The organism is Catenulispora sp. GAS73, from assembly GCF_041262085.1.
In the GTDB taxonomy this organism is placed as follows: domain Bacteria; phylum Actinomycetota; class Actinomycetes; order Streptomycetales; family Catenulisporaceae; genus Catenulispora.
Genome location: NZ_JBGCCM010000010.1, coordinates 89,415 through 109,865, shown reverse-complemented (window position 1 = coordinate 109,865; position 20,451 = coordinate 89,415). Strand labels below are relative to the sequence as shown.

Sequence of the window (20,451 nt, the reverse complement as noted above, 5' to 3'; positions counted from 1 at the left end):
GTCTGCCGTGCGTGCTGCCCGGGCGTGGAAAGCTTCGCTCAGCAGGAGAACGCGCTGGCCCAGCGGCCGGGTTGGCTCCCGGCCCTGTCGGGTTCTCGCCAAATCAGGCCCCTGACCGAGACTGTGCCTGTCTGGTTGATTGGGTGCGTCCCACCGATCTTCACCAGAGGGAATCAGGGTGCGAAACCATAGAACTCGAATCGCCCGCGTGGCGGCCTTGGGTGTCGCCGCGACGGCTTTCGCGGCGCTCACCGTCCTGCCTGAGGGAGCCTCCGCTGACGTCGCCAGGGCCACGCCTTCGGCGACCCCGGCCGCATCGGGCCTGACCGGCCAGGTCGTGCTGCCCACCGGTGACAGCGTCACCGTGTCCCCGGCGGGCATGCGGGTGCAGCCCGGCGGGCCGAGCAACGCCTTCAGCACCTTCACCGGCGCGAACGGCGACAACTATCTGATCCCGGCCGAGGCGGTGCCGTTCGCCGGCCGGCTGCTCGACCTGTCGCTGTTCGACGTCACCCGGCTCGCCGCCACCGCGCCGAACGGGCAGGTTCCGGTGTCGCTCGCGTTCCGGGCCGGGGTGACGCCGAGCGCGCCGGCCGGCGTCACCCTGACCTCGGTCGCCGGGCAGACGGCCACCGGCTACCTGACCCCGGCGTCCGGGGCGGCGTTCGCCGCCGCGCTGCGGCAGCAGATCGCCGCCGACAAGGCCGCGGGCCGGACCGTGGGCAGCGGCGACCTCCTCGGTCTGGCCTCGATGCGGCTGGCCGGTGTCGGAACGCCGGTCACCCCGGCCTACCCGATGCGGATCCTGCAGGTGAACGCCGTCGGGACCGACGGGGCCGCGCTCAACGGCTACGTCACGGTGATCAACACCGACGACTCGCGGATCATGACGCTGAGCGAGCCGGTCGAGAACGGCGTCGCCCGGATCGCGCTGCCCGCCGGGAACTACGCCGCCTACATGAGCGACTACTCCTACGACTCCATCGGCGACATCACCGCGGACGCGCAGGTCGCGGTCAACGACTTCGCGGTGCCCGCGTCGGGCGACGTGCCGGCGCTGACCCTGGACGCGCGGACCGCCACCGTGCCGGTCTCCATCACCACGCAGCAGCCCTCGACGCCGCAGGACAAGATGCAGCGCATCACGCGGACGCCGACACAGGGCCCTGCCGTCGTGCTCGGATCGTTCTTCATCTACACCGGCGCGACGCCGATCACGGTGTCGCCCCAGCCGGCGGCGAAGGTCGGGAAGTTCCTGATGGACACGTTCGAGGCCGCGGCCGGCCCGGCCGGCGGCGTCTCGAACCAGAGCCAGTACCAGTACTTCATGGACTTCCCCTCGGACCACATCGACGCCGACCAGTCCCATCACCTCGTCGACCGCGACCTGGCGGCCGAGACCGAGGACATCGACTCCGATCCGGCGCTCGCCGGCACCACACGCGGCGTCGACGCCGCACCGGTGGTGCCGACCGCCGGAGACGCCTTCATGTTCGGAACCGGCATGCCGCTGAAGTCGACGTCGTACTTCACCCCGGGGCGCTGGGTGACCGGCGTCAGCGGTCCCTGGGCGAGCGCGCCCGGCGGCCTGCAGGGACTGGGCCTCCAGTCCGGCGCGAAGACGTACTACGCCGGTCAGGTTTCGGAGCGCACCTGGGCCAAGGCGCCGTCCGCCCCGGTCTTCGGCCGCTACCCCGAGGCCGCGGCCGACCAGGACTGCCAGGCGTGTGTCGGCGCCGGAAACATGGACCTTGAGTTCGACGACACCGGCGACAGCAACCCGGACACCATCGGTGCGGGCATCGGCGACACGACCACCGCTGCCTTCTACTGGAACGGCCAGCAGGTCTCCCAGCCGTCCGGCCCCTTCCAGGCCCCGCAGATCATTCTGCCGAACATCGGCGCCGGCCCGGCGACCGTCCGCGCGGTCCTGGACGCCTCCCGCCCGGCCGGAGCGACGCAGTCCACGAAGACGCACACCGACGTGACGTTCCAGTACACCGGCAAGACCGACGCGTGGTCCACGCTCCCGGACGGGAACTACTGCCCGGCGGCCCGGGCCGCGGGCCAGCCGTCGGCGCCGTGCCAGATCATGCCGATCCTGACCATCGGCTACAAGTACGGCGCGCTGTCGAAGACCAACGTCTCGACCGGCCGGAACCAGGTGCTGGTCCTGGATGTCGGCCACCACTCCTTCGGCGGGCACGGCTCGCTCGCCCCGGTGGTCTCGGCGCAGGTATCAGTGTCCTTCGACGGCGGCACCAGCTGGCAGGACGTGCCGACCCTCGGCGCCGTCGGTCACTACGTCGCGCAGTGGTGCAACCCCGCGCCCGGGACCTCGGTCACGGTGCGCGTCACCGCGACCGACGCGATCGGCGGCTCGATCACGCAGACCGTCACCAACCCCTACACCGTCGGCTGACCGGCGCGCCGGCAAGGAGATTCCCGCAGACATGAAGTCACGAATAAGAGTCCTGGCATTCCTGGCCGCCGGCGTCACCGCGGTTCTCGGCTTGGCGACATCAGTCGCGCCGACGGCGAGCGCGGTGACCACGACGACAGCGACAACCGCGCACAGCGACGGAACCCAGCCCGGTGCGGCTCGCTCGGTACCCGTGTGCGCCACGGCCCTCCCCGGCCACGCGAGCTGCTTCGCCCGAATCCGGACCGACGTCCACGGCGGCACCGGAGTCCGGGGCCCGGCCGCCGGTCGCGCCACCGCGGCGGCCGCGACGCTGCCGGCCGGCCTGAGCCCCACCGACCTGCGCGCCGCCTACAGCCTCCCGGCCACCGGCGGCGCGCACCAGACCGTCGCGATCGTCGACGCGGGCGACGACGCGACAGCCGAGGCCGACCTCGCGGTCTACCGCACCACCTACGGTCTGCCCGCGTGCACCACCGCCAACGGCTGCTTCACCAAGGCGAACCAGCGCGGAGCCGCCACGCCGCTCCCGCCCGACCAGGGCTGGAGCGTGGAGATCGCGCTCGACCTGGACATGGTCTCGGCGGCCTGCTCGCAGTGCCACATCCTGCTCGTCGAGGCGGACGACGCCACCACCGACAACCTCGCCGCTTCCGTCGACGAAGCGGTGGCGTTGGGAGCGAACGAGGTCTCCAACAGCTACGGCGGTCCCGAAAGCTCCGACTCGGCACGGCTCGCCCCGCACTACTCCCATCCCGGGGTCGCGATCCTGGCGTCGAGCGGCGACAACGGCTTCCAGCCGGCCAGCGCCCCGGCCGTCTACAGCAGCGTGATCGCCGCGGGCGGCACCACACTGACCCGCGTGACCAACGCCCGCGGCTGGTCCGAGACGGCGTGGTCGGGGGCCGGCAGCGGATGCTCGGCCTGGTTCGCCAAACCGGCGTGGCAGACCGATCCGAACTGCCCCGGACGCATGGTCGCCGACGTCGCAGCCGACGCCGACCCGAACACCGGCCCCGCCGTCTACTGCACGCAGGGCTGCCGAGGCTGGGCCATCATCGGCGGCACCAGCGCCTCCTCACCGTTCCTCGCCGGTGTCGTCGCCCTCGGCGGACACCCGGGGCGGTTCCCCGACGCGTCGTACCTGTACGCGCACGCATCTGGCCTCAACGACGTGGTCGGCGGGAACAACTCGGTGAGCGGCATGGACTGCGGCGGCGACTACCAGTGCAACGCGGTGGTCGGCTACGACGGTCCGACCGGATGGGGAACACCGAGGGGCCTGGCAGACTTCTGAGACCGGCCGTCCCGCGCGACGGCGGTCGGGAGTTCGATCTTCACCCTGAATCAGCTCCCGCACAAAGCTCTTTGTGCGGGAGCTGATTCAGGGTGGCGCGGCGTATCCGGATACTGCGCTACCCGGATTGCACGGTCCGGAGTTCGTCGGCCATCGCCTGTCGGCGTTCGGCGGGGAGCTGACTGAGGCGCGGGAACTCGTCCTGCTCCTCGTGAGTGGCGTGAGCGAGGACGGCTTGGTGGAACGCCTCGATTTTGGCGTCGAACTGCGGGTGGCCGGTGCCGAGCTTCTTGAGTTCGGCGATCCGCTGATCGGCTTGTCTCTCCTCCGCGATGCAGGCCATGGCGACCAGGTCGCCGCCGTCATGCTTGCCGGCGCGCGTCACGGGGTGCACGACCTGCTGCTCGCCGCTCTCGTGGGTGTGAAGCAGGGTGATGAGTTCGCCGAACAGCTGCTCCTTGGCATCGCCGGAGGCCGCCTGGACCCGGGCGAAGGTCTCCTTGACGTGCTCGTGCTGGGCGAGGAGGACGTCGACGATGTCGTCGATGTCGTCACCGCCCGGCCGACCGGTCCCGGTGTCGGTCTCGGTGTCGCGCTGCTCGATGAACTCCTTGAACCGTGCTGTGTCGGCCTTGATCTGGCGGCCGTCCGTCCCGTCGGCGCTGCCGACCTTCTCCACCAGGCCCCGGGGTTGCCAGGCGAGGCGCACGGTGACCCTGGTCTCGGTGTCGCCGAGCCGGTGGAACGTCACGACTCCGGCATGGCTGGTGTCCCCGTCGGTGCTCTTCCAGGCGATGCGCTCGTCGGGGTGCTGTTCGGTGATCTCGGCGTCGAACTCGCGCCGTGCCCCGCCGACGTTCGTCACCCAGTGGCTGTGCCGGTCGTCGATCCGGCTGATGGACTCGACGCCGTTCATGAACTCCGGGAACGACTCGAACCGCGTCCACTGGTTGTAAGCGGTGCTGATCGGCACGTTCACGTCGACCGATTCGGTCACGTCACTCATTTCCGAGCCCCTTGCCTCGTTCGTGCGAAGCCTCCTGCTGCCCGTGCCGCACAACCACAAACAAGCCCGTCGCCGTGCCGGGAACAGGCCGCGGGGATAAGGCGCTCGGCGGGCGCATGTTCCTGGCGGTTGTGGGCAGCGATGAGGGCATCCCGCTGTGCGGGACTCGATAGGAAGGACGGCCGCCATGAGTGCAGCCAGCAAGGTCAAGGACGTTGCCAAGAAGGTCAAGGGCAAGGCCGGGGGTGCCGGCCGGGACGCCAAGGGCCGGTTCAAGACGAGCGACGGCGCGGCCGCGGGCGATCCGCACCTGCCGGCGGAAGGCACGGCAGGCCAGGTCATCGGCAAGGCCAAGAAGACCGCCGGCAAGGCCGGCGTGGCGACACAGGGTGTTGCCAAGCGCGCCGCCGCCGGTACGAAGAAGAAGGCGAAGCCCGCGGCGAAGTGAGGTCGGGCGGGCAACCGTGGGCCGGGCGACCGTCGGCCGGGCGACCGCCGACGGTGCCGGCCACACCAGGCTCCTTGACGACGTGAGACCGGTGGTGCCGGACTGCGTGCGGACGATCGAATACTCCGCTCGGCCCGGCACCACCAGAGCGTCCTCGCGATGCGCCTGGTGAAATACGCTTGAAGATACGAACTCACCACCTCGTCGCTCTCCGACGGGGCTCACGCCGCTCTGGACCCCGGTGGCGCCTGACAGTCAGCAGGCGAACCGAGGTGGAGCCGGATGGCGAGAACGTCTGAAGGAGAACTGGCCGAGAACCGGCCCCGGGCAGGGGTTCTGGTGCGACGGTTGGGCAATCCGGGGTCGGCGATCCATGACGGCCATGGTGGCGGTGATACGGACGCGCCGGCCGCGGAGCTGTTCGCACAACGCTACCGGCTGGGGTCTGTTCTGGGCCGCGGCGCGACCGCGCTCGTTTACCGGGCGGTGGACGAGCGGCTGCGGCGGCCGGTGGCGCTCAAGGTGTTCCGCCTCGACGCGGATGGGGACGCCGATGCCAGTACCAGCGCCGATCTGGAGCAGCGATTTGTGACCGAGGCGCGGCTGCTGGCCCGCCTGCACCACCCGGGCCTGGTGGAGATCTTCGACTTCGGGCAGCTTCCGCAGGGCCCTTACCTGGCGCTGGAGCTCATCTCCGGCCCCACGCTCCATGGCCTGATCGCCGCCGGACCGGTGCCGTTCGCCGACACGATGCGCATCGGCCGGTCCGTGGCCGCCGCCTTGGCCTACATCCACGCCGCCGGCGTGGTCCACCGCGATGTGAAGCCCTCGAACATCCTGCTCGACGAGCACGGCTTGGCGCGCCTGACCGACTTCGGGGTGTCCCTCGCGGCGGACGCGGCCGGGACCACCGGGGTCGGGGACATCGTGGGTACGGCCGCCTACCTGGCCCCCGAGCAGGTCCTCGGGGCCCGTGCGGGCTCGGCGGCCGACGTCTTCGCGCTGGGGCTGGTGCTCATCGAGTGCCTCACCGGCCACCGCGAATACCCGGGATCGCCGGCCGAGTCGGCCGTCGCACGGCTGCACCGGCTTCCGGGCGTGCCTCAAGGCCTGCCGCGCGGGGTGTCGCAGCTGCTGGAACAGATGACGGCGTGGGATCCGGCCGAGCGCCCCGACGCCCGGGCGTGTGCGGTGGTCTTCGGCCGACCCGGCCCCGTGCGTCTCGCGCCGGAGCCGTCGGGGGAGCCGTCGCAAGAGCAGGCGGTGGCTGTGTTCGGCTCGGACGAGCGGACTGCCTGGATCCAGCCCGCGGTCACGCGCTCGGCCTCCAGCGCCCAGCCGTTCGGCAGACGGCTTTCGGTGGTGCTGGCGGCCCTCGCGGCCCTGGTGGCGGTGTGGCCGTCCTCGCGATGGTCGGCGTCGCGGCGATCGCGTCCGGCGCCGACGCCAGAAGTCCCGCTGTGCGGGTTCCGGCCGTTGTAGCCAATCCCGGCCCCCGTCACTGCTTCTTCTCGTCGTGGCCGCCGAAGCCCTTGCGCATCGCGGACAGGGCCTTGTCGGCGAAGTCGTCCAGGCCGCGGGAGGCGAACCGCGAGTACAGCGCGGTGGTGAGCACCGGTGCGGGAACACCTTCGTCGATGGCCGCGATCGACGTCCACCGGCCCTCGCCGGAATCGGACACGCGCCCGGTGAACTCCTCCAGGTCCGCGGACTGGGCCAGGGCCGCCGCGGTCAGGTCCAGGAGCCAGGATTCGACGACGCTGCCCCGGCGCCACACCTCGGCGATGGCGGCGATGTCCAGGTCGTACCGGTAGAACTCGGGCTGCTCCATCGGCGCGGTCTCGGCGTCGCCCCCGGCGCTGTCCCTGCCGGCGTCGGCGTGACGCAGGATGTTGAGACCCTCGGCCAGGGAGGCCATCATCCCGTACTCGATGCCGTTGTGGACCATCTTCACGAAGTGCCCCGCGCCGGAGGGGCCGCAGTGCAGGAACCCGTGCTCGGCCGGATCGGGCTGCCCGGTGCGTCCTTCGGTACGGGGCCTGCTGTCGATGCCGGGGGAGATCGACAGGAAGATCGGGCGCAGCCGGTCCACGGCGTCCGCGGCCCCGCCGATCATGAGGCTGTAGCCGCGGTCCAGTCCCCACACGCCGCCGCTGGTGCCGCAGTCGATCAGGTGGACGCCGCGCTTCGCCAGCTCGGCGGCGCGCGCGATGTCGTCGCGGTAGTAGGAGTTGCCGCCGTCGATGACCGTGTCCTGCGCGGTCAGGTACGAGGCCAACTCGTCGATGGCGGTGCCGGTGATCTCGCCGGCGGGCAGCATCACCCGGACCGCCCGCGGCGGGGACAGCTTGCCGGCCAGGTCAGCCAGCGACGAGGCGGCGGTCGCGCCTTCCTTCTCCAGTGCCGTGACCGCGTCCGGGTCGCGGTCGAACACCACGCAGGAGTGGCCGTCGCGCATCAGGCGGCGGGCGATGTTCGCCCCCATCCTGCCGAGCCCCACCATGCCGAGCCGCATCGGTTGCCGGGTTGTCATCGTCGCTCCTGGTGTCGTTCGATCGGGGCATCGTGCGAACGCGGTGGTTCGCGGGCCTCACAGTGCCCGGCGTGCTTGAGGACAAACGACCCCCTCTGTCACCACGCTCTCCTCGCTGCCGGAGCGCCCGAGCGCCCGAGCGTGGCGGGGCCGTCGGGGGAGCAGTAGGCTGACGGCGTCACCCCGGACCCGGCGGCGTCAGCATCCACGGCAATCGCGGATCGGCTGCAACGGTTCGGGGTTTGCCACGTCCGGGGCAGCCGCTTCCACGTCGATCCCATCCAGGGCTTCTTCACCGTCTCCACCTGGATCACCGCGCGCGGGATCCGGCGCGGCCCGGTGGGCGGGGACTACCGTGGGCAGTGGTCGGCGACGGCAATTCTGGCGGCTCACAGGGAAGGCGGTGGCGGCGTGGTCAGCGATCGGATGGCGATGGTCCTGGCGTCGCTGGACCGCACTTCGACACCGAACGGTACCGATGGCGGGCTGTCGACGACGGCCTGCGCGGCGGCCTCGACCGCGCTGGGAGTCGACGGCCTGTGCGCCGCGATGGGCACCGGCGCCGGCGGGACGGTGCTGGCCTTCGGCGCCCAAGCAATCAGCGCCGCGCTGGAGGACCTGCAGTTCACCCTCGGAGAAGGCCCTTCCCTGGAGGCCGTGGCCACGGGGACTCCGGTGCTGGTGGCCGACGTGGCCGCGGCCGCGTACCGCTGGCCGGCGTTCGCCGGCCCGGCCCTGGACTTGGGCGTGAACGCGGTCTTCGCGTTCCCGCTGCGGATCGGCGCGATCGACCTCGGCACGCTCACCGCCCACCGCGCCACGGCCGGCCCGTTGCGGCCCGGCCAGGTCACCGACGCGCTGGCCCTGGCCGACGCCGTCACGCTCACCGTGCTGCACCGCCAGTTCCCGGCCGGTACCGACCCCGGCGTGGGTCCGGACGACCATCCGGGTTCGGGGTGGGCGGCGCCAGCGACCTATCGCGCCGAAGTCCACCAGGCCACCGGCATGGTCAGCGTCCAGCTCGGAGTCGGCTTGGCCGAGGCTCTGGCCCGGCTGCGGGCCTTCGCCTTCGGGCGGGATCTGCTGCTGGCCGACGTCGCCGCCGACGTGGTGGCCCGCCGCCTGCGCTTCGACGAGGAGGACCGGTGACGGCCACCGGCGCGGTAGGGTTCGGCGGGCCTGGAAACAGGTCTACCGTGGAGGCATGCCCGTGACTCGTGAACGACAGCTCGTCGAGACGTTCGTCGAGGTGGCCGACACCCTGGTCGACGACTTCGACGTCATCGACTTCCTGCACCTGCTCGCCGAGCGGTGCGTGCGGCTGTTGGACGTCGACGCCGCCGGCATCATGCTCATCGACCGGCGCGGCAACCTGCACGCCGCGGCGGCCTCCGCCGAGAACGCCCGGCTGTTGGAGCTGTTCGAGCTGCAAACCGACGCCGGGCCCTGCGTCGACTGCTGCCGCACCGGCGCGCCCGTGGTCAACGCCGACCTCACCGCCAACGCCGCGCGCTGGCCCCGCTTCGCCGAAGCCGCCCAGGAATCCGGCTTCGTCGCCGTCCACGCCCTGCCGCTGCGCCTGCGCGAGTCCGTCATCGGCGCGTTGAACCTGTTCGCCGCCGACAGCCGGACACTGACCGAAGAAGACGTGCGCGTCGGCCAGGCGCTGGCGGATGTGGCGACCATGGGCATCCTTTCCCAGCGCAGCATCCATCAGGCCGAGCTGCTGGCCGCCCAGCTCCAGAACGCCCTGAACAGCCGCGTCACGATCGAACAGGCCAAGGGCGTGCTGGCCGAGCGCCGCCAGATCAGTGTCGACGAGGCGTTCACGCTGCTGCGCGGCTATGCCCGCGGCCACAACCTGCGGCTGTCGGACGTGGCCCGGGACGTCGCCAACGGCTCGGCGACCGCCGCGGAGCTGCTGCACGGAACCGGGGACCGCCTCTCCTAGCTCCTAGCGGCTCCTAGCGTCACGGCGGCACTGCTCCGCGTCGGCCGCCGGCGCGGTAGCCGTTGCCTGCGGGCTGGGCTGGCCGCACGCTCGGGCCGTTACGGTACAAGGCGAACCACGCTAGTCTGGCGACAGTTCTGTGACGCCCGAGTCCCCGGCGCCGTGGTTTTTCCGGCGCGATCTGTAGCGGGAGCAAGGCCCGGTCAAGAATCCAGCCGCCGCCCTGTCACCGAGGCAGTCAGCACCCTCATTCGCGAAAGCGCAGGGCGCATCCATGGACACCACCCCACCCGGTGAAGACCGGGACCCTGCAGTCGGTCGTTGCCTGGCATCCAGCGCCACCGATCCCAGCCGACCCCCGCCCGAGCCCGCCGAGCAAGCCGTGCGCGACGCTGAGCAGATCGTGTGCGACGCCTGGGTCCAGGCGCTGGTAACGCACCGGGATCAGGCGCACGCGGCGATGTTCGAAGCAGCAGCACACTGCGACGAGGTCCGGCGCAGCCTGGCCCGGGCCCTGGTGGAGCGGAAACCGGACTCGATCGCCACGGCGCACGCCGCGCTGGAGGAGGCACTGGCCGCCGGGCGTCGGGCAGCGCGGTCCTTCCAGCAGGCCCAGGAGGGACTGGCGCTGGAGCTCGACCTGGTGATATGGCGCAACATTCAGCGCCGGATGGAGGCGTGCGTCGCGCGCGACGGCGAGCCGACGCCACAGACCGCCCAGATCGAGCAACCGGAGCCCGACCGGGATCGACCCGCGCCGGTGCTGTCGCGGCTGCGCCGCCGGTTCTTACCCTGGCGCGGTACCTCGCCGTGATCTTCGCCGGGGCGGGTGGCGGCCGTCATGACGGCCGCCGCGTGTTCTCGTCAGGGTGATCAGCGCGGGCGCCGCGCCGTGTGGCGGCGCGGCGCCCGGCCGGGGGCGTCTGTGAATCAGGCCCCGTAGGCGGGCAGCGACGCCCAGCCGGCGATCCTGAAGCCGGCGCCGTCGCGGGCGACGGTCAGGGCGCTGTGACCGGAGAAGTGCGCGGGAAGGACCAAAGCCGTGTGGTCGACAGCCCAGCCGAGCAGGTTGGTGCGGGTGGCGTGCGCGCCGATCGGATCCTCGCAGAAGCAGCTGTGGATCCGAGGGTGGGCGACCTGCAGCGGGGTGTGCATCAGGTCCGCGGCGAACAACGCGTGCTCGCCGCGGGATCCCAGCGTCACCACACTGGACCCGGGGGTGTGCCCGGGGGCGGCCAGCAGACGCAGGTTCTCGTCGATCACGTGATCGTCCTCCCACAGCTGGACCTGTCCGGCTGCGTAGACGGGGGCGACACTGTCTTCGAAGACGTTCTCGTTCACTCCGCCGGCGATGTTCGGGTTGTTCGCCGGGTTCCAGTGCTCGAAGTCCGCACGCGGCATCAGGTAGGTGGCGTTCGGGAAGGTCGGGACCCACGCGCCGTCCACCAGGCGCGTGTTCCACCCGACGTGGTCGACGTGCAGATGGGTGTTGACCACCAGGTCCACGTCCGCGGGTTTGATCCCGGCCGCGGCGAGGTTGTCCAGGTAGCCCGTTTCGAGGTGGTCCCAGCCGGGCACGGCCGGGCGGGATTTGCCGTTGCCGACTCCGGTGTCGATCAGGATGGTGCGCCCGGCGCTGCGCAGCGCCCAGGTCTGCATCGCGACCTGTACGACGTTGTCCTCGCCGCTCAAGTGGTGGGGGATGAGCCAGTCGTGGTTCTCCTGCCACAACTGAGCCGGGGAGCCGGGAAAGAACTGCTCGGGGGTCATGCCCACCGGGCCGTGCATCTCCTCGATCCGGGCGACCGTGACGTCGCCCAGGGTGATCTCGTTCATCGGAAGTTCCTCGTCCTCTTCGGATGTGGCGCCGGCTGCGACGCCTGTGCTCCGGCGGCGCGCCGGTCTGGCGGCCCGCCGGTGTGGCTCCAGCCTCGGCGCCGTCGGTCCGAGCAACCAGATCTCCACCGGGGGTCCCCCGCGCGTGGGTCACCCCGACAGGGTGCGGCAGCCGTGCCCGGCAACAGGGAAGATGAAGTCATGGCCGATCAGCGCGGCGCCGGTGAGCTCGGCGCGTTTCTCAAAGCCTGCCGGGCCCGGGTCAGTCCGGAGCAGGCGGGGCTCACGCCCTATGGCACCAGCCGCAGGGTTCCGGGACTGCGCCGCGAGGAATTGGCGCAGCTGGCGGGGGTGAGCCCGTCCTACTACGCCCGGCTCGAACAGGGCCAGTCCCGGCACGCCTCACCCCAGGTGATCGACGCGATCGCCACCGCGCTGGAGCTCTCCACCGCTGAACGTGAGCACCTGCACGCCGTGGCCGCCGCCTCCGGCCGCACCCGCGCGCACCGCCCGCCGGCTCCCGAGCACGCCGACCCGGCCCTGCTGGAACTGCTCGACGCGATCGGCGACGTCCCGGCGCTCGTCCTGGGACGGCGCAGCGACGTCCTGGCCTGGAACCCGATGGGCCATGCCTTGCTGGCCGGGCACTTGAACCGCGCCAGTACAGCGGTGCCGGGTCGCCGGCCCAACATGACTGAGGCCGTCTTCACCGACCCCGAGACCCGCGCCCTCTACGCCGACTGGCCGTCCAAGGCCAGGGCGGTGGTCGGCAACCTGCGGCTGGTGGCCGGCGCGCACCCGGACGATCCGGCCCTGGCATCCCTGATCGGCAAGCTCACCATGGCCAGCCCCGAGTTCCAGGCCATGTGGGCCGACCAGCGCGTCCGCGCCTGCGCCAGCGCCGCTTACGAGCTGCGTCACCCGCAGGTCGGAGACCTGACCGTGACCCAGCAGACCCTCAGATCCATCGACCGGCCCGACCAGACCCTGGTCACCTGCACCGCTGCCCCCGGTACCGCCTCGGCGGCCGCACTGGCCATGTTGGTTCACGTCGCCTACCAGCAGCTGCCGAAGCCGGCTCCACAGCGTCTTGAGACCGTCTAACGTGCTTCCGGCAGCCAGATGAACCGGACGTCCGGTTCCCGCTCCTCGTTGCCCGCGCCGTCGGTGCGCTCCACTTCGACGAAGCCGTGCCGCCGGTAGAACCGTTGCGCCGCGAGGTTCACCTGGAACGTCCACAGCCCCAGCCCGTCCGGCCGCCGCCGCTTGGCCAGGTCCACGAACCGATCGCCCAGTCCACGGCCGCGCCAGGACGGATCCAGGTAGAGCTGCTCCAGTTCCTGGCCGTCGTCCAGGACCAGAAGTCCGACGACGGTGCCCCCATCGTCCGCGACCCAGGTCTCGTGGTGCGGCACAACGACATCGGCGAAAAATCCGCGCACGTCCGCGTCGTCATGCGCGCGGCGTACGGTCGGCAGCGCGGCCGCGAAGGACCGGAGCCACACATCCGCGACTCCTGTGGCATCCGAGTCGGTGGCACGACGGAGGACCAAACCATCGCTGTTCACAGCGCACGAGTTTCGCAGACGGGCGGAACCGGCGCATCGCGATTTCGCCCGCTCCACCTCGGCGGCGAGTCTGTGGTCTGCTCGCGCGTACAGGTCGTGGGCCACGTCGGCGGCCAGCAGCGTCTGCTCCAGATCGGCGTGCGCGGCGGCGATCGGACCCGGCTGCCGCAGCGCGAGCGCGGCGTCCAGCGCCCGCTGGGCTCTCTGGCACCGCACGTCGGCGCCCCGGGCTTTGGTCTGACTCCGATCCCGGACCTCGATCAGTACTTGGACCCAGGCGTCCGCGAGGACGTCCTCGGCGTCCGCCACGATCTGATCACCCGGGGGTGTCGGCGGTCGGGTGGTTTCCTCGGGCAGGCCGGCCATGTGGTTGCGGCGATCACGGTGGGAAGGGATGTCCATGGGCGTGCCCCGCATTTCGGGAGAAGCGGAGCCGGGGGCTGGGGCATCAGAGAACTTCTATCACGGCGACACTCGTGCCGGAGCGTGGCGCGCATGCTGCGAAAAGATTCTGAACCGGGAGCCGGCGAACTCTTTCTGTCAGAGCGGGGCCCGCAGTGAGCTCCGGCCGGCCTGCCACGCGCCGATCAGCTGATCGGTGAGGCGCTCCTCCAGGTATCCGGTGGCCGCGGCCCCGAACGCCACGTCGGCCGCGAGTCCGGGCTCGTCGGCGAGCAGGCCGCCGGCGATGCCGTGGCGCGCGATCTGCTCGTGTACCGCGTCAGCCTCGATGTGCTCGGCGTAGAACAGCACCGCGGCCGGTCCGGCGCCGAGACGCTCCATCGCCTGGACGATGCGTCTGGACGCCGGTGAGGAGGTGACCTCCAGCGCCGCGAAATGGCCCACCAGAGCGCCACGCAGGCTGCGGTGCAGGGCGAACAGCGACATGACGTTCGCGGTCGCCAGGACCTCGGCCGAGCCGGCGTCGAGGTAGCGGCCGTAGTGCGGATCCAGCCCCAGATCGCTCATGAGGTTCGCGAACAGGGTCGCGTGCATCCGTTCGGGACGCCCGCCCCCGAACTCGTCGAACTCCACGGCCATCATCGATGCCTTGGCGCGGCCGGTCAGCCGGGGGATCACCCACAGGTGCGGATCGGCCTCCTTCAGGTGGTAGAGGGAACGCTGCGCCGCGTATTCGCGCAGATGCCACAGCTCTCCGTGGTCCTTGAGGAAGTAGGAGACCCCGTAGCCGTCGACCGGGTCGACCAGCATCCCGGCCAGCGCCGATTCCAGATCGTCGGCCCGCGGCGCGTCGGCGCGCAGGGCGGCCAGGAACCGCTGCTCCAAAGCCGCTCGCAGCCGAAGCAGGCCGGGATCCCACTCCCATCCGTCATCGACGTCCTCGAAGCCGCGATAGTGCAGCTCGTAACACAGGTAGAGAGCGAGCTGGAGATCCTCGCCATAAGGATCGGCCCGCTCGGCCACCGCCGGGTCCGGGAGCCTCCCGCCTCCCCGGTAAGCCCGCACCACGCCGGCCGACAGGTCACCGCGATGCGCGGGAAGCCGGGGTTTCGTCGAAGTCAGAAGCACGTTGATCACCAGTCTCGTCCGTCTCCCGGTGAACAAGCCCCGAGGATCGATTGTTGATCACCGGGTGACCACGCCACCGGGTTCCAAACCGGAATCCCGCCGCGTGATTGCGCAAACACGTCGTCCGCGCCGTCGATCAGGGCGTCACCGCGGTGCGGGCCAGGTTGTCCACGACGTCGGCCAGCGACGACCGCGCGGCGAACCAGGCTCGCTGTCGTTCCGCACCTGTTCGGTGCGCGTACACGGCGTCCATGAGCTCGTAGGCGAGTTCGACGTCTCCAGCGGCCCGGAGGCCCGGCAGGGCGCGTTCGATCAGCTCGGCCAGTCGCGTGGTCATCGGGACGCGTTCGCCGGCCGGGTTCGCGGCGAACGCGTCCATCCCGTGCCGTGCGGCCTGGTCGTGGGCGTCGGCGAGCTGCGCGTCGGCGATCCGCTCCTGCTTCAGGCCCGCGCGGACTTCGGCGAGCACCGTGGTGGCCAGGGCCCGCAACAGGACCGCGATCAGCATGGTGACGTCCAGGTCGGCGTTGACGTCGGTGACCCGCATCTCCAGTGTCGGCCACCGATCGGACGGCCGCGCGTACCACAGCAGCATCTTGCGATCCAGGATCGTCCCGGAGGCGACCAACCCGGCCACGGTCGCCTCGTATCCGGCCTGGTCCAGCGCCGGTGCCGGCCCCACGGTCGGCCACCGCCGGTAGTCCACGCCGCGCCAGCTGGCGCAGCCCCGGTCGCGCCCCGCGGAGAACGGCGAGTTCGCCGCCAGCGCCTGGACCACCGGCAGCCACGGACGCAGTCCCGCCGACACCGCCAGCGCCTCGCTCGGATCCACCGTTCCCACGTGGACGTGGCAGCCGCTGAGCTCGCTGTCCGAGCTCTCCACCAGCGAGGCGAACCGCGTCGCCATCCGGTGGTACCGCGGCTCGTCCATAACGGCCAGTGAACCGGGCGTGAGAACCGCGGCGCCCGAGGCCACCAGCAGGCAGCTGGCATCGGCGGCGGCGTCGGCCGCGACCCTGCGCGCCCCGGCGAGGTCGGCTCGCAGCTTCGCCGCCGACAGGTGCGGTTCGCTGCAGATCTCCACCTGCGTGGCGTAGAACTCCTGCTGCGCTCGCGGCCCCAGCTGGCGGGTCATCTTCTCCAGCACTTCCGGGGCTCGGGGGACAGTGATGCGCGAGGAGGCGTCCGCAAGAACGAACTCCTCCTCCACGCCGAACGTCAGAACCTGCTCGATGCGAAGCGGCACAGCCATCACAGCCTCCAGAACGTCTGTCGCGAGAATCGGTCTCGCCCGCCCCGGCCCCCGGGCTCGTCCGACGAGCCGGGCGCTGCCGCCGGGCCGGTCGGACGACGGACGTGTGGGTCCGCGGTACGGGCTCTACTGCGGGATCGAGGTGTTCTGCACGGCGCGCAGTTCCTCGGCCATCTCCTGTCGGCGGTGCGGGGGCAGCTGGCTCAGCCGCGGGAACTCCTGCTCCTCCTCGGCGGCGGCGTGGGCCAGTACGGCCCGGTGGAACGCGTCGAGTTTGGCGTCGAAGTGCCGGTGGCCGACGCCGAGGGCCTTGAGTTCGGCCAGGACTCGGTCGGCCTTCTGTTCTTCTTCGAGCCGGTCGGCGGCGATCTGCCGGCCGCCGGTGGCGTCCTGGCGGATCACCGGGTGGACGACCTGCTGTTCGCCGGTCTCGTGGGTGTGCAGCAGGTCGGCCAGCTCGGCGAACAGCTGTGCCCGCGCCTCGCCGGAGGCGCTCTGGAGCTGGGCGAACCGGCGTTTGACTTCCTCGTGCTGGCCCAGCAGGACCTCCACGATGTCACCGCCTCGGGCGGTGGTGTCCTCGGCCGGTGCCTGCTGCTCGCCGCGGTACTGTCCGGTGGCGGTGCCCTGCTCCTCGATGAACTTCTTGAACCGCTCGGTGTCGGCCTTGACCTGGTGGTCGTCCACATTCAGCAGGCTGCCGACCTTCTCCACCAGCCCCTGCGGCTTCCAGACCAGCTGGACGGTGACCCGGGTCTGGTCGGCGGACAGCCGGTGGAAGGTCACCACGCCGGCGTGGCTGGTGTCCCCGCCGATGCTCTTCCAGGCGATCCGCTCATCGGGGTGCTGCTCGGTGATCTCGGCGTCGAACTCCCGGCGCGCTCCGCCGACGGAGGTGACCCAGTGGGTGTGGACTTTGTCGGTCTGGGTGACCGATTCGACGCCTTCCATGAACTGCGGGAACGACTCGAACTGGGTCCACTGGTTGTAGGCGGTGCTGACCGGCACGTTCACATCGACCGATTTAGTCACGTCACTCATGGAGCCTCCATCGCGGTTCTCGGCTTCGCGAACCCGCTCCCGGCCGGGGTCTAGGGCCGGGCAGGTTCACCTGGCCGGCCCCGCCACTGACACGGGCGTACCGGCCGGTGCACGGCGTGACGCCGCGCTGCCCGTGCCGCGTGCCCGGCTGCTGACAGCCCAAACAACCACCGGTCCGCCCGCCGGCCACGCCATGCGGCCGGCGTCACCGGCAAGGGGCTGGCACCGGCACGCTGCGGTTTTCCACTCGGCGAGTCGGTGCGACAGGCGCCGCGGCGTCGACCCCGGTCGTTCAGCCGGTGTGTTTGCGGTTCCGGATCGGGGCCATCCGGGCTGGGGAGGTGATCGCGATGGCGGAAGCATCGCCCGATCCGGCTACCCGGGTCACCGTGAGCGGGGAAGGCCCGGTCCTGATCGACGGCCCGGTGGACGTCGAGCTGCCCGACGGGCAGACGGTGTCCTCGGGGCGGGTGGTCGTCGCGTTGTGCACGTGCCGTCGCAGCCGCATCTATCCCTGGTGCGACGCCAGTCACCGGGACCGGTCGCGGTCACAGCCCGACGCGTAGTGGGCCGCCCCCGCAGCCGGGGTTTACACGGCTCGTATTCGGACACAGCGGCAGGTGGCCGCCGGACTGGTGATCGACGGCCGCCTGTGAACGCGACACCGCCGGAGAGCAGACACATGGGTCCTGAAGCACAATCGGAGCGAACATCTTCCGCGGTCGAGGATGTGGTGGAGACCGTCTTGATCCGGGTGCCTGCCGATCCCGACTACCTGGCTGTCATCCGGTCGGCTGCCGCGCATGTCGCGACGAGGTTCGGCCTCCCGCTTCCGGAGGTTGCCGACCTGCGCCTGGCGGTCGACGAGGCGTGCGGTCTGCTGCTGCGTCACACGGTCCGGGACGGTCCGGCCGTCGACGGCGCGGGGGTCGGGGATCTGGAGTGCCGCTTCGTCCTCGATGCCTCGACGCTTCGGGTCGTGCTCGGCCGCCGGGCCCGGAACTCGGCGCCGCCGCAGAGCGATGAGTTCGGATGGGCGATCCTGTCGGCGCTGGTGGACGACATCATCTGGCGCACCGAGGGCTCGACGGTGCAGGTGGAGATCCTGAAGCGCCGTGCGGCCGAGCGGTGAGGCGGTGATCGCGACCGCCGGATCGGACAGTTGCGAGACCAAGCCGAGGCCGGGCCGTAGTCGATCCTGGTTTGGTCCCGCGGTCTGCGGGCACACGGACCCCCTTATCAGAGGGGACAACCATGAGCAGCCAACACCGTCCGATGCCCAGACCGGCCATGCCCTTGGTCGGCAGTGTCCCTGTTGTCTTCATCCTCGCCACGGCGGCGAGCGTCTGGGCCACTGTCGCGGTTTCGCTGTGGTGGTTGTTCGCGGTGGTGCTGTCCGGCGCGCTCGCCTCGGTGGCTGTGTACGACTTCTTCCAGCGGCGCCACGCGGTGCTGCGGAACTATCCGCTGCTGGGACACCTGCGCTATCTGCTGGAGGCGATCCGGCCTGAGATGCAGCAGTACTTCATCGAGCGGGACTACGACGGCCGGCCTTTCGACCGCGATACCCGCACCGTCGTGTACGAGCAGGCCAAGGGCATCCACGAGGAAACGTCGTTCGGCACCGAGCTGGATGTGATGCAGCCCGGTTACGAGTTCGTCGAACACGCCACCGCGCCTCTTACCCCTGAGGACGACCCGCCGCGGGTCCGCATAGGCGGCCCGGACTGCACTCAGCCGTATGAGATGGCGCTGCTGAACGTGTCGGCGATGAGCTTCGGCTCGCTGAGCGCGAACGCCATCCGGGCCATGAACGCCGGCGCGAAAGGCGGCGGCTTCGCGCAGGACACCGGCGAGGGCGGTCTGACGCCGTACCACCTGGAAGGCGGCGGCGATCTGATCTGGGAGATCGGCAGCGGCTATTTCAGCGTCCGTACACCCGACGGCGACTTCGATCCCGCGCAGTTCCGCGACAAGGTCGCCCATCCGCACGTCAAGTGTGCCGAGCTGAAGCTGAGTCAGGGTGCGAAGCCGGGGCTCGGCGGTGTGCTGCCGGCCGGCAAGGTGAGCGCCGAGATCGCTCGCTTCCGCGAGGTGCCGCAGGGCGAGAAGTGCATCAGCCCGCCGGCGCACAAGGTGTTCCACACCCCGCGCGAACTGGTGTTGTTCCTGGCCGGGATGCGCGAGCTGGCCGACGGCAAACCGATCGGCTTCAAGCTGTGCCTCGGCCGCCGCAGCGAGTTCCTGGCGATCTGCAAGGCGATGCTCGCCGAGGGCGTCACCCCGGACTTCATCACCGTCGACGGCTCCGAGGGCGGAACCGGCGCGGCACCGCTGGAGTTCCAGGACAGTGTCGGCAAGCCCCTGACCGACGGGCTCATGACCGTGCACAACGCCCTCGTCGGCACGGGGCTGCGGGACCGGATCCGGATCGGCGCCAGCGGCAAGGTGGCCACCGGCATGGACATCGTCAAACGCGTCGCCCAGGGCGCGGACTACACCAACTCGGCCCGGGCGATGATGATGGCGACCGGCTGCATCCAGTCGCGCCTGTGCCACACCAACCGCTGCCCCGTCGGCGTGGCCACCCAGGATCCGAGGCGCGCGCGGGCGCTCGACGTCGCCGACAAGACCGAGCGGGTCCGCCGCTACCAGCAGAACACCGTGGCCGAGGCACAGCAGATCATCGCCGCCATGGGGCTGCGGGAGCCGCGCGAGCTCCGCCCGGCGCACCTGCTTCGCCGCATCGACCAGAACACCGTGCGGACCTACGCCGATCTGTTCGACTGGCTCGAACCGGGGGAGCTGCTGGCCGACGCGCCGCAGGACTGGGCTGCGGACTGGGCCGCCGCGGACCCGGACACGTTTTCTTCGAAAGGCTGAAGGCCGGGCCGGGCCGGGCTCGGATCGGATCGCGCTCCACCCGTCATCCGAACGCCCTCGCCCGGCTCGGTGTCGCGATCACGCGCGAATGTTCTTTGAGCAGCCGGGTAAACGTCAGCCTCTGTAGCCGAATCAAGGTAGCCGAATCAAGCCAGGAGGCTGAGCTGACTGTGAGCGGCAAGAAGGTGCGCGAGGTCATGACACCGATGCCGATCCAGGTACCGCCCGCGACCAGCGTGGGGGACGTGGCGAGGCTGATGCGCGAGCGGGGCGTCGGATCGGCGCTGGTCGTCGACGGAACCGGGGTCGTGGGGCTGCTCACCTACCGCGACCTGATGGTGCGGGTCCTCGGGAACGACCACGGCCCGGACACGCAGATCGGAGGCGGCGCGGCGGAGCCGCCGCTGTGCGTGGGGCCGTCCGACGAGGCGGACGCGGCCGCGGAGCTGATGCGGGCGAACGCGGTCTCGCAAGTCCCGGTGATCGAGCGAGGGGCCGCTGTGGGCATCGTTTCGCTCGGTGATCTGGCCGCGGCGCGAATCCGGGCGTCGTTGCCGGAGGATGTCGGCGCCGCGCCGAACCGCTGACTTTCGCCTCGCGCGGTGGGAGCGGCGCGCACCGGTTGGCGAGTGATGCCAAGGACGCGCAAACGCTGCGGCACGGCCGGTCCCGGTAGCGTGCCGC

19 protein-coding genes are annotated in these 20,451 nt (G+C 70.9%); 12 read left to right on the top strand and 7 right to left on the bottom strand.

Features of this window, described 5'->3' with window-relative positions; all coding sequences use genetic code 11:
* Positions 1-208 precede the first annotated feature (208 nt).
* Both ABH935_RS17135 and ABH935_RS17130 read left to right on the top strand, forming a co-directional pair.
* Entirely contained in the window at positions 209-2,422 is a 2,214-nt protein-coding gene (locus ABH935_RS17135; protein WP_370378881.1) for a hypothetical protein, read from the top strand.
* Positions 2,423-2,453: 31 nt separating this feature from the next.
* Positions 2,454-3,719 (top strand): S8 family serine peptidase, encoded by a 1,266-nt coding sequence (locus tag ABH935_RS17130; RefSeq protein ID WP_370378880.1) that lies wholly within the window; start codon positions 2,454-2,456, stop codon positions 3,717-3,719.
* Between the two features lie 118 nt (positions 3,720-3,837).
* On the opposite strand, the gene ABH935_RS17125 is transcribed toward ABH935_RS17130, so the two are convergent.
* Entirely contained in the window at positions 3,838-4,725 is an 888-nt protein-coding gene (locus tag ABH935_RS17125; protein WP_370378879.1) for an SRPBCC family protein, read from the bottom strand.
* Between the two features lie 187 nt (positions 4,726-4,912).
* Here ABH935_RS17125 and ABH935_RS17120 point away from each other — a divergent pair, with 187 nt between their 5' ends.
* Complete coding sequence (locus ABH935_RS17120; protein WP_370378878.1) at positions 4,913-5,173, top strand: hypothetical protein; 261 nt, start codon at positions 4,913-4,915, stop codon at positions 5,171-5,173.
* Between the two features lie 282 nt (positions 5,174-5,455).
* Entirely contained in the window at positions 5,456-6,655 is a 1,200-nt protein-coding gene (locus tag ABH935_RS17115) for a serine/threonine-protein kinase (RefSeq protein WP_370378877.1), read from the top strand.
* A gap of 16 nt (positions 6,656-6,671) precedes the next feature.
* Here the strand turns inward: ABH935_RS17115 and gnd are convergent, their stop codons facing one another.
* Positions 6,672-7,688 (bottom strand): phosphogluconate dehydrogenase (NAD(+)-dependent, decarboxylating), encoded by a 1,017-nt coding sequence (gene gnd / locus ABH935_RS17110; protein WP_370379006.1) that lies wholly within the window; start codon positions 7,686-7,688, stop codon positions 6,672-6,674.
* A gap of 429 nt (positions 7,689-8,117) precedes the next feature.
* Between gnd and ABH935_RS17105 the strand changes: the two genes are divergently transcribed.
* The 3 genes from ABH935_RS17105 to ABH935_RS17095 all read left to right on the top strand — a co-directional run bounded on the left by ABH935_RS17105 (position 8,118) and on the right by ABH935_RS17095 (position 10,471).
* A complete protein-coding gene (locus tag ABH935_RS17105; protein WP_370378876.1) occupies positions 8,118-8,855 on the top strand; it encodes an ANTAR domain-containing protein in 738 nt (245 codons plus the stop codon).
* A 55-nt stretch (positions 8,856-8,910) separates the two neighbouring features.
* On the top strand, positions 8,911-9,657 hold the full coding sequence (locus ABH935_RS17100; RefSeq protein ID WP_370378875.1) for a GAF and ANTAR domain-containing protein: 747 nt from the start codon (positions 8,911-8,913) through the stop codon (positions 9,655-9,657).
* 382 nt (positions 9,658-10,039) lie between these two features.
* Positions 10,040-10,471 (top strand): hypothetical protein, encoded by a 432-nt coding sequence (locus ABH935_RS17095; RefSeq protein ID WP_370378874.1) that lies wholly within the window; start codon positions 10,040-10,042, stop codon positions 10,469-10,471.
* A gap of 116 nt (positions 10,472-10,587) precedes the next feature.
* On the opposite strand, the gene ABH935_RS17090 is transcribed toward ABH935_RS17095, so the two are convergent.
* Positions 10,588-11,493: an MBL fold metallo-hydrolase gene (locus ABH935_RS17090; protein ID WP_370378873.1), complete on the bottom strand. Its 906-nt coding sequence runs from the start codon at positions 11,491-11,493 to the stop codon at positions 10,588-10,590.
* Positions 11,494-11,694: 201 nt separating this feature from the next.
* Between ABH935_RS17090 and ABH935_RS17085 the strand changes: the two genes are divergently transcribed.
* Entirely contained in the window at positions 11,695-12,597 is a 903-nt protein-coding gene (locus ABH935_RS17085) for a helix-turn-helix transcriptional regulator (protein ID WP_370378872.1), read from the top strand.
* Here the strand turns inward: ABH935_RS17085 and ABH935_RS17080 are convergent.
* The 4 genes from ABH935_RS17080 to ABH935_RS17065 form a co-directional block, all read right to left on the bottom strand.
* Entirely contained in the window at positions 12,594-13,061 is a 468-nt protein-coding gene (locus ABH935_RS17080) for an N-acetyltransferase family protein (protein ID WP_370379005.1), read from the bottom strand. The two genes, ABH935_RS17085 and ABH935_RS17080, sit on opposite strands and share 4 nt — an antisense overlap.
* A gap of 540 nt (positions 13,062-13,601) precedes the next feature.
* The gene (locus tag ABH935_RS17075; protein ID WP_370378871.1) at positions 13,602-14,600 is read right to left on the bottom strand and encodes an iron-containing redox enzyme family protein; all 999 of its coding nucleotides are present in this window, start codon (positions 14,598-14,600) and stop codon (positions 13,602-13,604) included.
* Between the two features lie 127 nt (positions 14,601-14,727).
* Entirely contained in the window at positions 14,728-15,843 is a 1,116-nt protein-coding gene (locus ABH935_RS17070; RefSeq protein WP_370378870.1) for a YbdK family carboxylate-amine ligase, read from the bottom strand.
* A 126-nt stretch (positions 15,844-15,969) separates the two neighbouring features.
* Positions 15,970-16,884, bottom strand: coding sequence for an SRPBCC family protein (locus ABH935_RS17065; RefSeq protein ID WP_370378869.1), 915 nt, complete (start codon positions 16,882-16,884; stop codon positions 15,970-15,972).
* A gap of 350 nt (positions 16,885-17,234) precedes the next feature.
* Between ABH935_RS17065 and ABH935_RS17060 the strand changes: the two genes are divergently transcribed.
* The 4 genes from ABH935_RS17060 to ABH935_RS17045 all read left to right on the top strand — a co-directional run bounded on the left by ABH935_RS17060 (position 17,235) and on the right by ABH935_RS17045 (position 20,354).
* Entirely contained in the window at positions 17,235-17,450 is a 216-nt protein-coding gene (locus ABH935_RS17060) for a CDGSH iron-sulfur domain-containing protein (RefSeq protein ID WP_370378868.1), read from the top strand.
* A gap of 167 nt (positions 17,451-17,617) precedes the next feature.
* Positions 17,618-18,016, top strand: coding sequence for an ATP-binding protein (locus ABH935_RS17055; RefSeq protein WP_370378867.1), 399 nt, complete (start codon positions 17,618-17,620; stop codon positions 18,014-18,016).
* A gap of 122 nt (positions 18,017-18,138) precedes the next feature.
* The gene (locus ABH935_RS17050; protein ID WP_370378866.1) at positions 18,139-19,767 is read left to right on the top strand and encodes an FMN-binding glutamate synthase family protein; all 1,629 of its coding nucleotides are present in this window, start codon (positions 18,139-18,141) and stop codon (positions 19,765-19,767) included.
* Positions 19,768-19,937: 170 nt separating this feature from the next.
* Positions 19,938-20,354 carry a cyclic nucleotide-binding/CBS domain-containing protein gene (locus ABH935_RS17045; protein ID WP_370378865.1) on the top strand — a complete coding sequence of 139 codons (417 nt, stop codon included), beginning with the start codon at positions 19,938-19,940 and terminating at the stop codon, positions 20,352-20,354.
* The last annotated feature ends 97 nt before the right edge of the window (positions 20,355-20,451 follow it).

Excerpts from the sequence above, each read along its gene's own strand:
- ABH935_RS17130 (WP_370378880.1), top strand. The coding sequence starts at position 2,454 with ATGAAGTCACGAATAAGAGTCCTGGCATTCCTGGCCGCCGGCGTCACC.
- ABH935_RS17115 (WP_370378877.1), top strand. The coding sequence starts at position 5,456 with ATGGCGAGAACGTCTGAAGGAGAACTGGCCGAGAACCGGCCCCGGGCA.
- ABH935_RS17070 (WP_370378870.1), bottom strand. The coding sequence starts at position 15,843 with ATGGCTGTGCCGCTTCGCATCGAGCAGGTTCTGACGTTCGGCGTGGAG.
- ABH935_RS17065 (WP_370378869.1), bottom strand. The coding sequence starts at position 16,884 with ATGAGTGACGTGACTAAATCGGTCGATGTGAACGTGCCGGTCAGCACC.
- ABH935_RS17125 (WP_370378879.1), bottom strand. The coding sequence starts at position 4,725 with ATGAGTGACGTGACCGAATCGGTCGACGTGAACGTGCCGATCAGCACC.
- ABH935_RS17100 (WP_370378875.1), top strand. The coding sequence starts at position 8,911 with ATGCCCGTGACTCGTGAACGACAGCTCGTCGAGACGTTCGTCGAGGTG.
- gnd (WP_370379006.1), bottom strand. The coding sequence starts at position 7,688 with ATGCGGCTCGGCATGGTGGGGCTCGGCAGGATGGGGGCGAACATCGCC.
- ABH935_RS17090 (WP_370378873.1), bottom strand. The coding sequence starts at position 11,493 with ATGAACGAGATCACCCTGGGCGACGTCACGGTCGCCCGGATCGAGGAG.
- ABH935_RS17060 (WP_370378868.1), top strand. The coding sequence starts at position 17,235 with ATGGCGGAAGCATCGCCCGATCCGGCTACCCGGGTCACCGTGAGCGGG.
- ABH935_RS17085 (WP_370378872.1), top strand. The coding sequence starts at position 11,695 with ATGGCCGATCAGCGCGGCGCCGGTGAGCTCGGCGCGTTTCTCAAAGCC.
- ABH935_RS17120 (WP_370378878.1), top strand. The coding sequence starts at position 4,913 with ATGAGTGCAGCCAGCAAGGTCAAGGACGTTGCCAAGAAGGTCAAGGGC.
- ABH935_RS17050 (WP_370378866.1), top strand. The coding sequence starts at position 18,139 with ATGAGCAGCCAACACCGTCCGATGCCCAGACCGGCCATGCCCTTGGTC.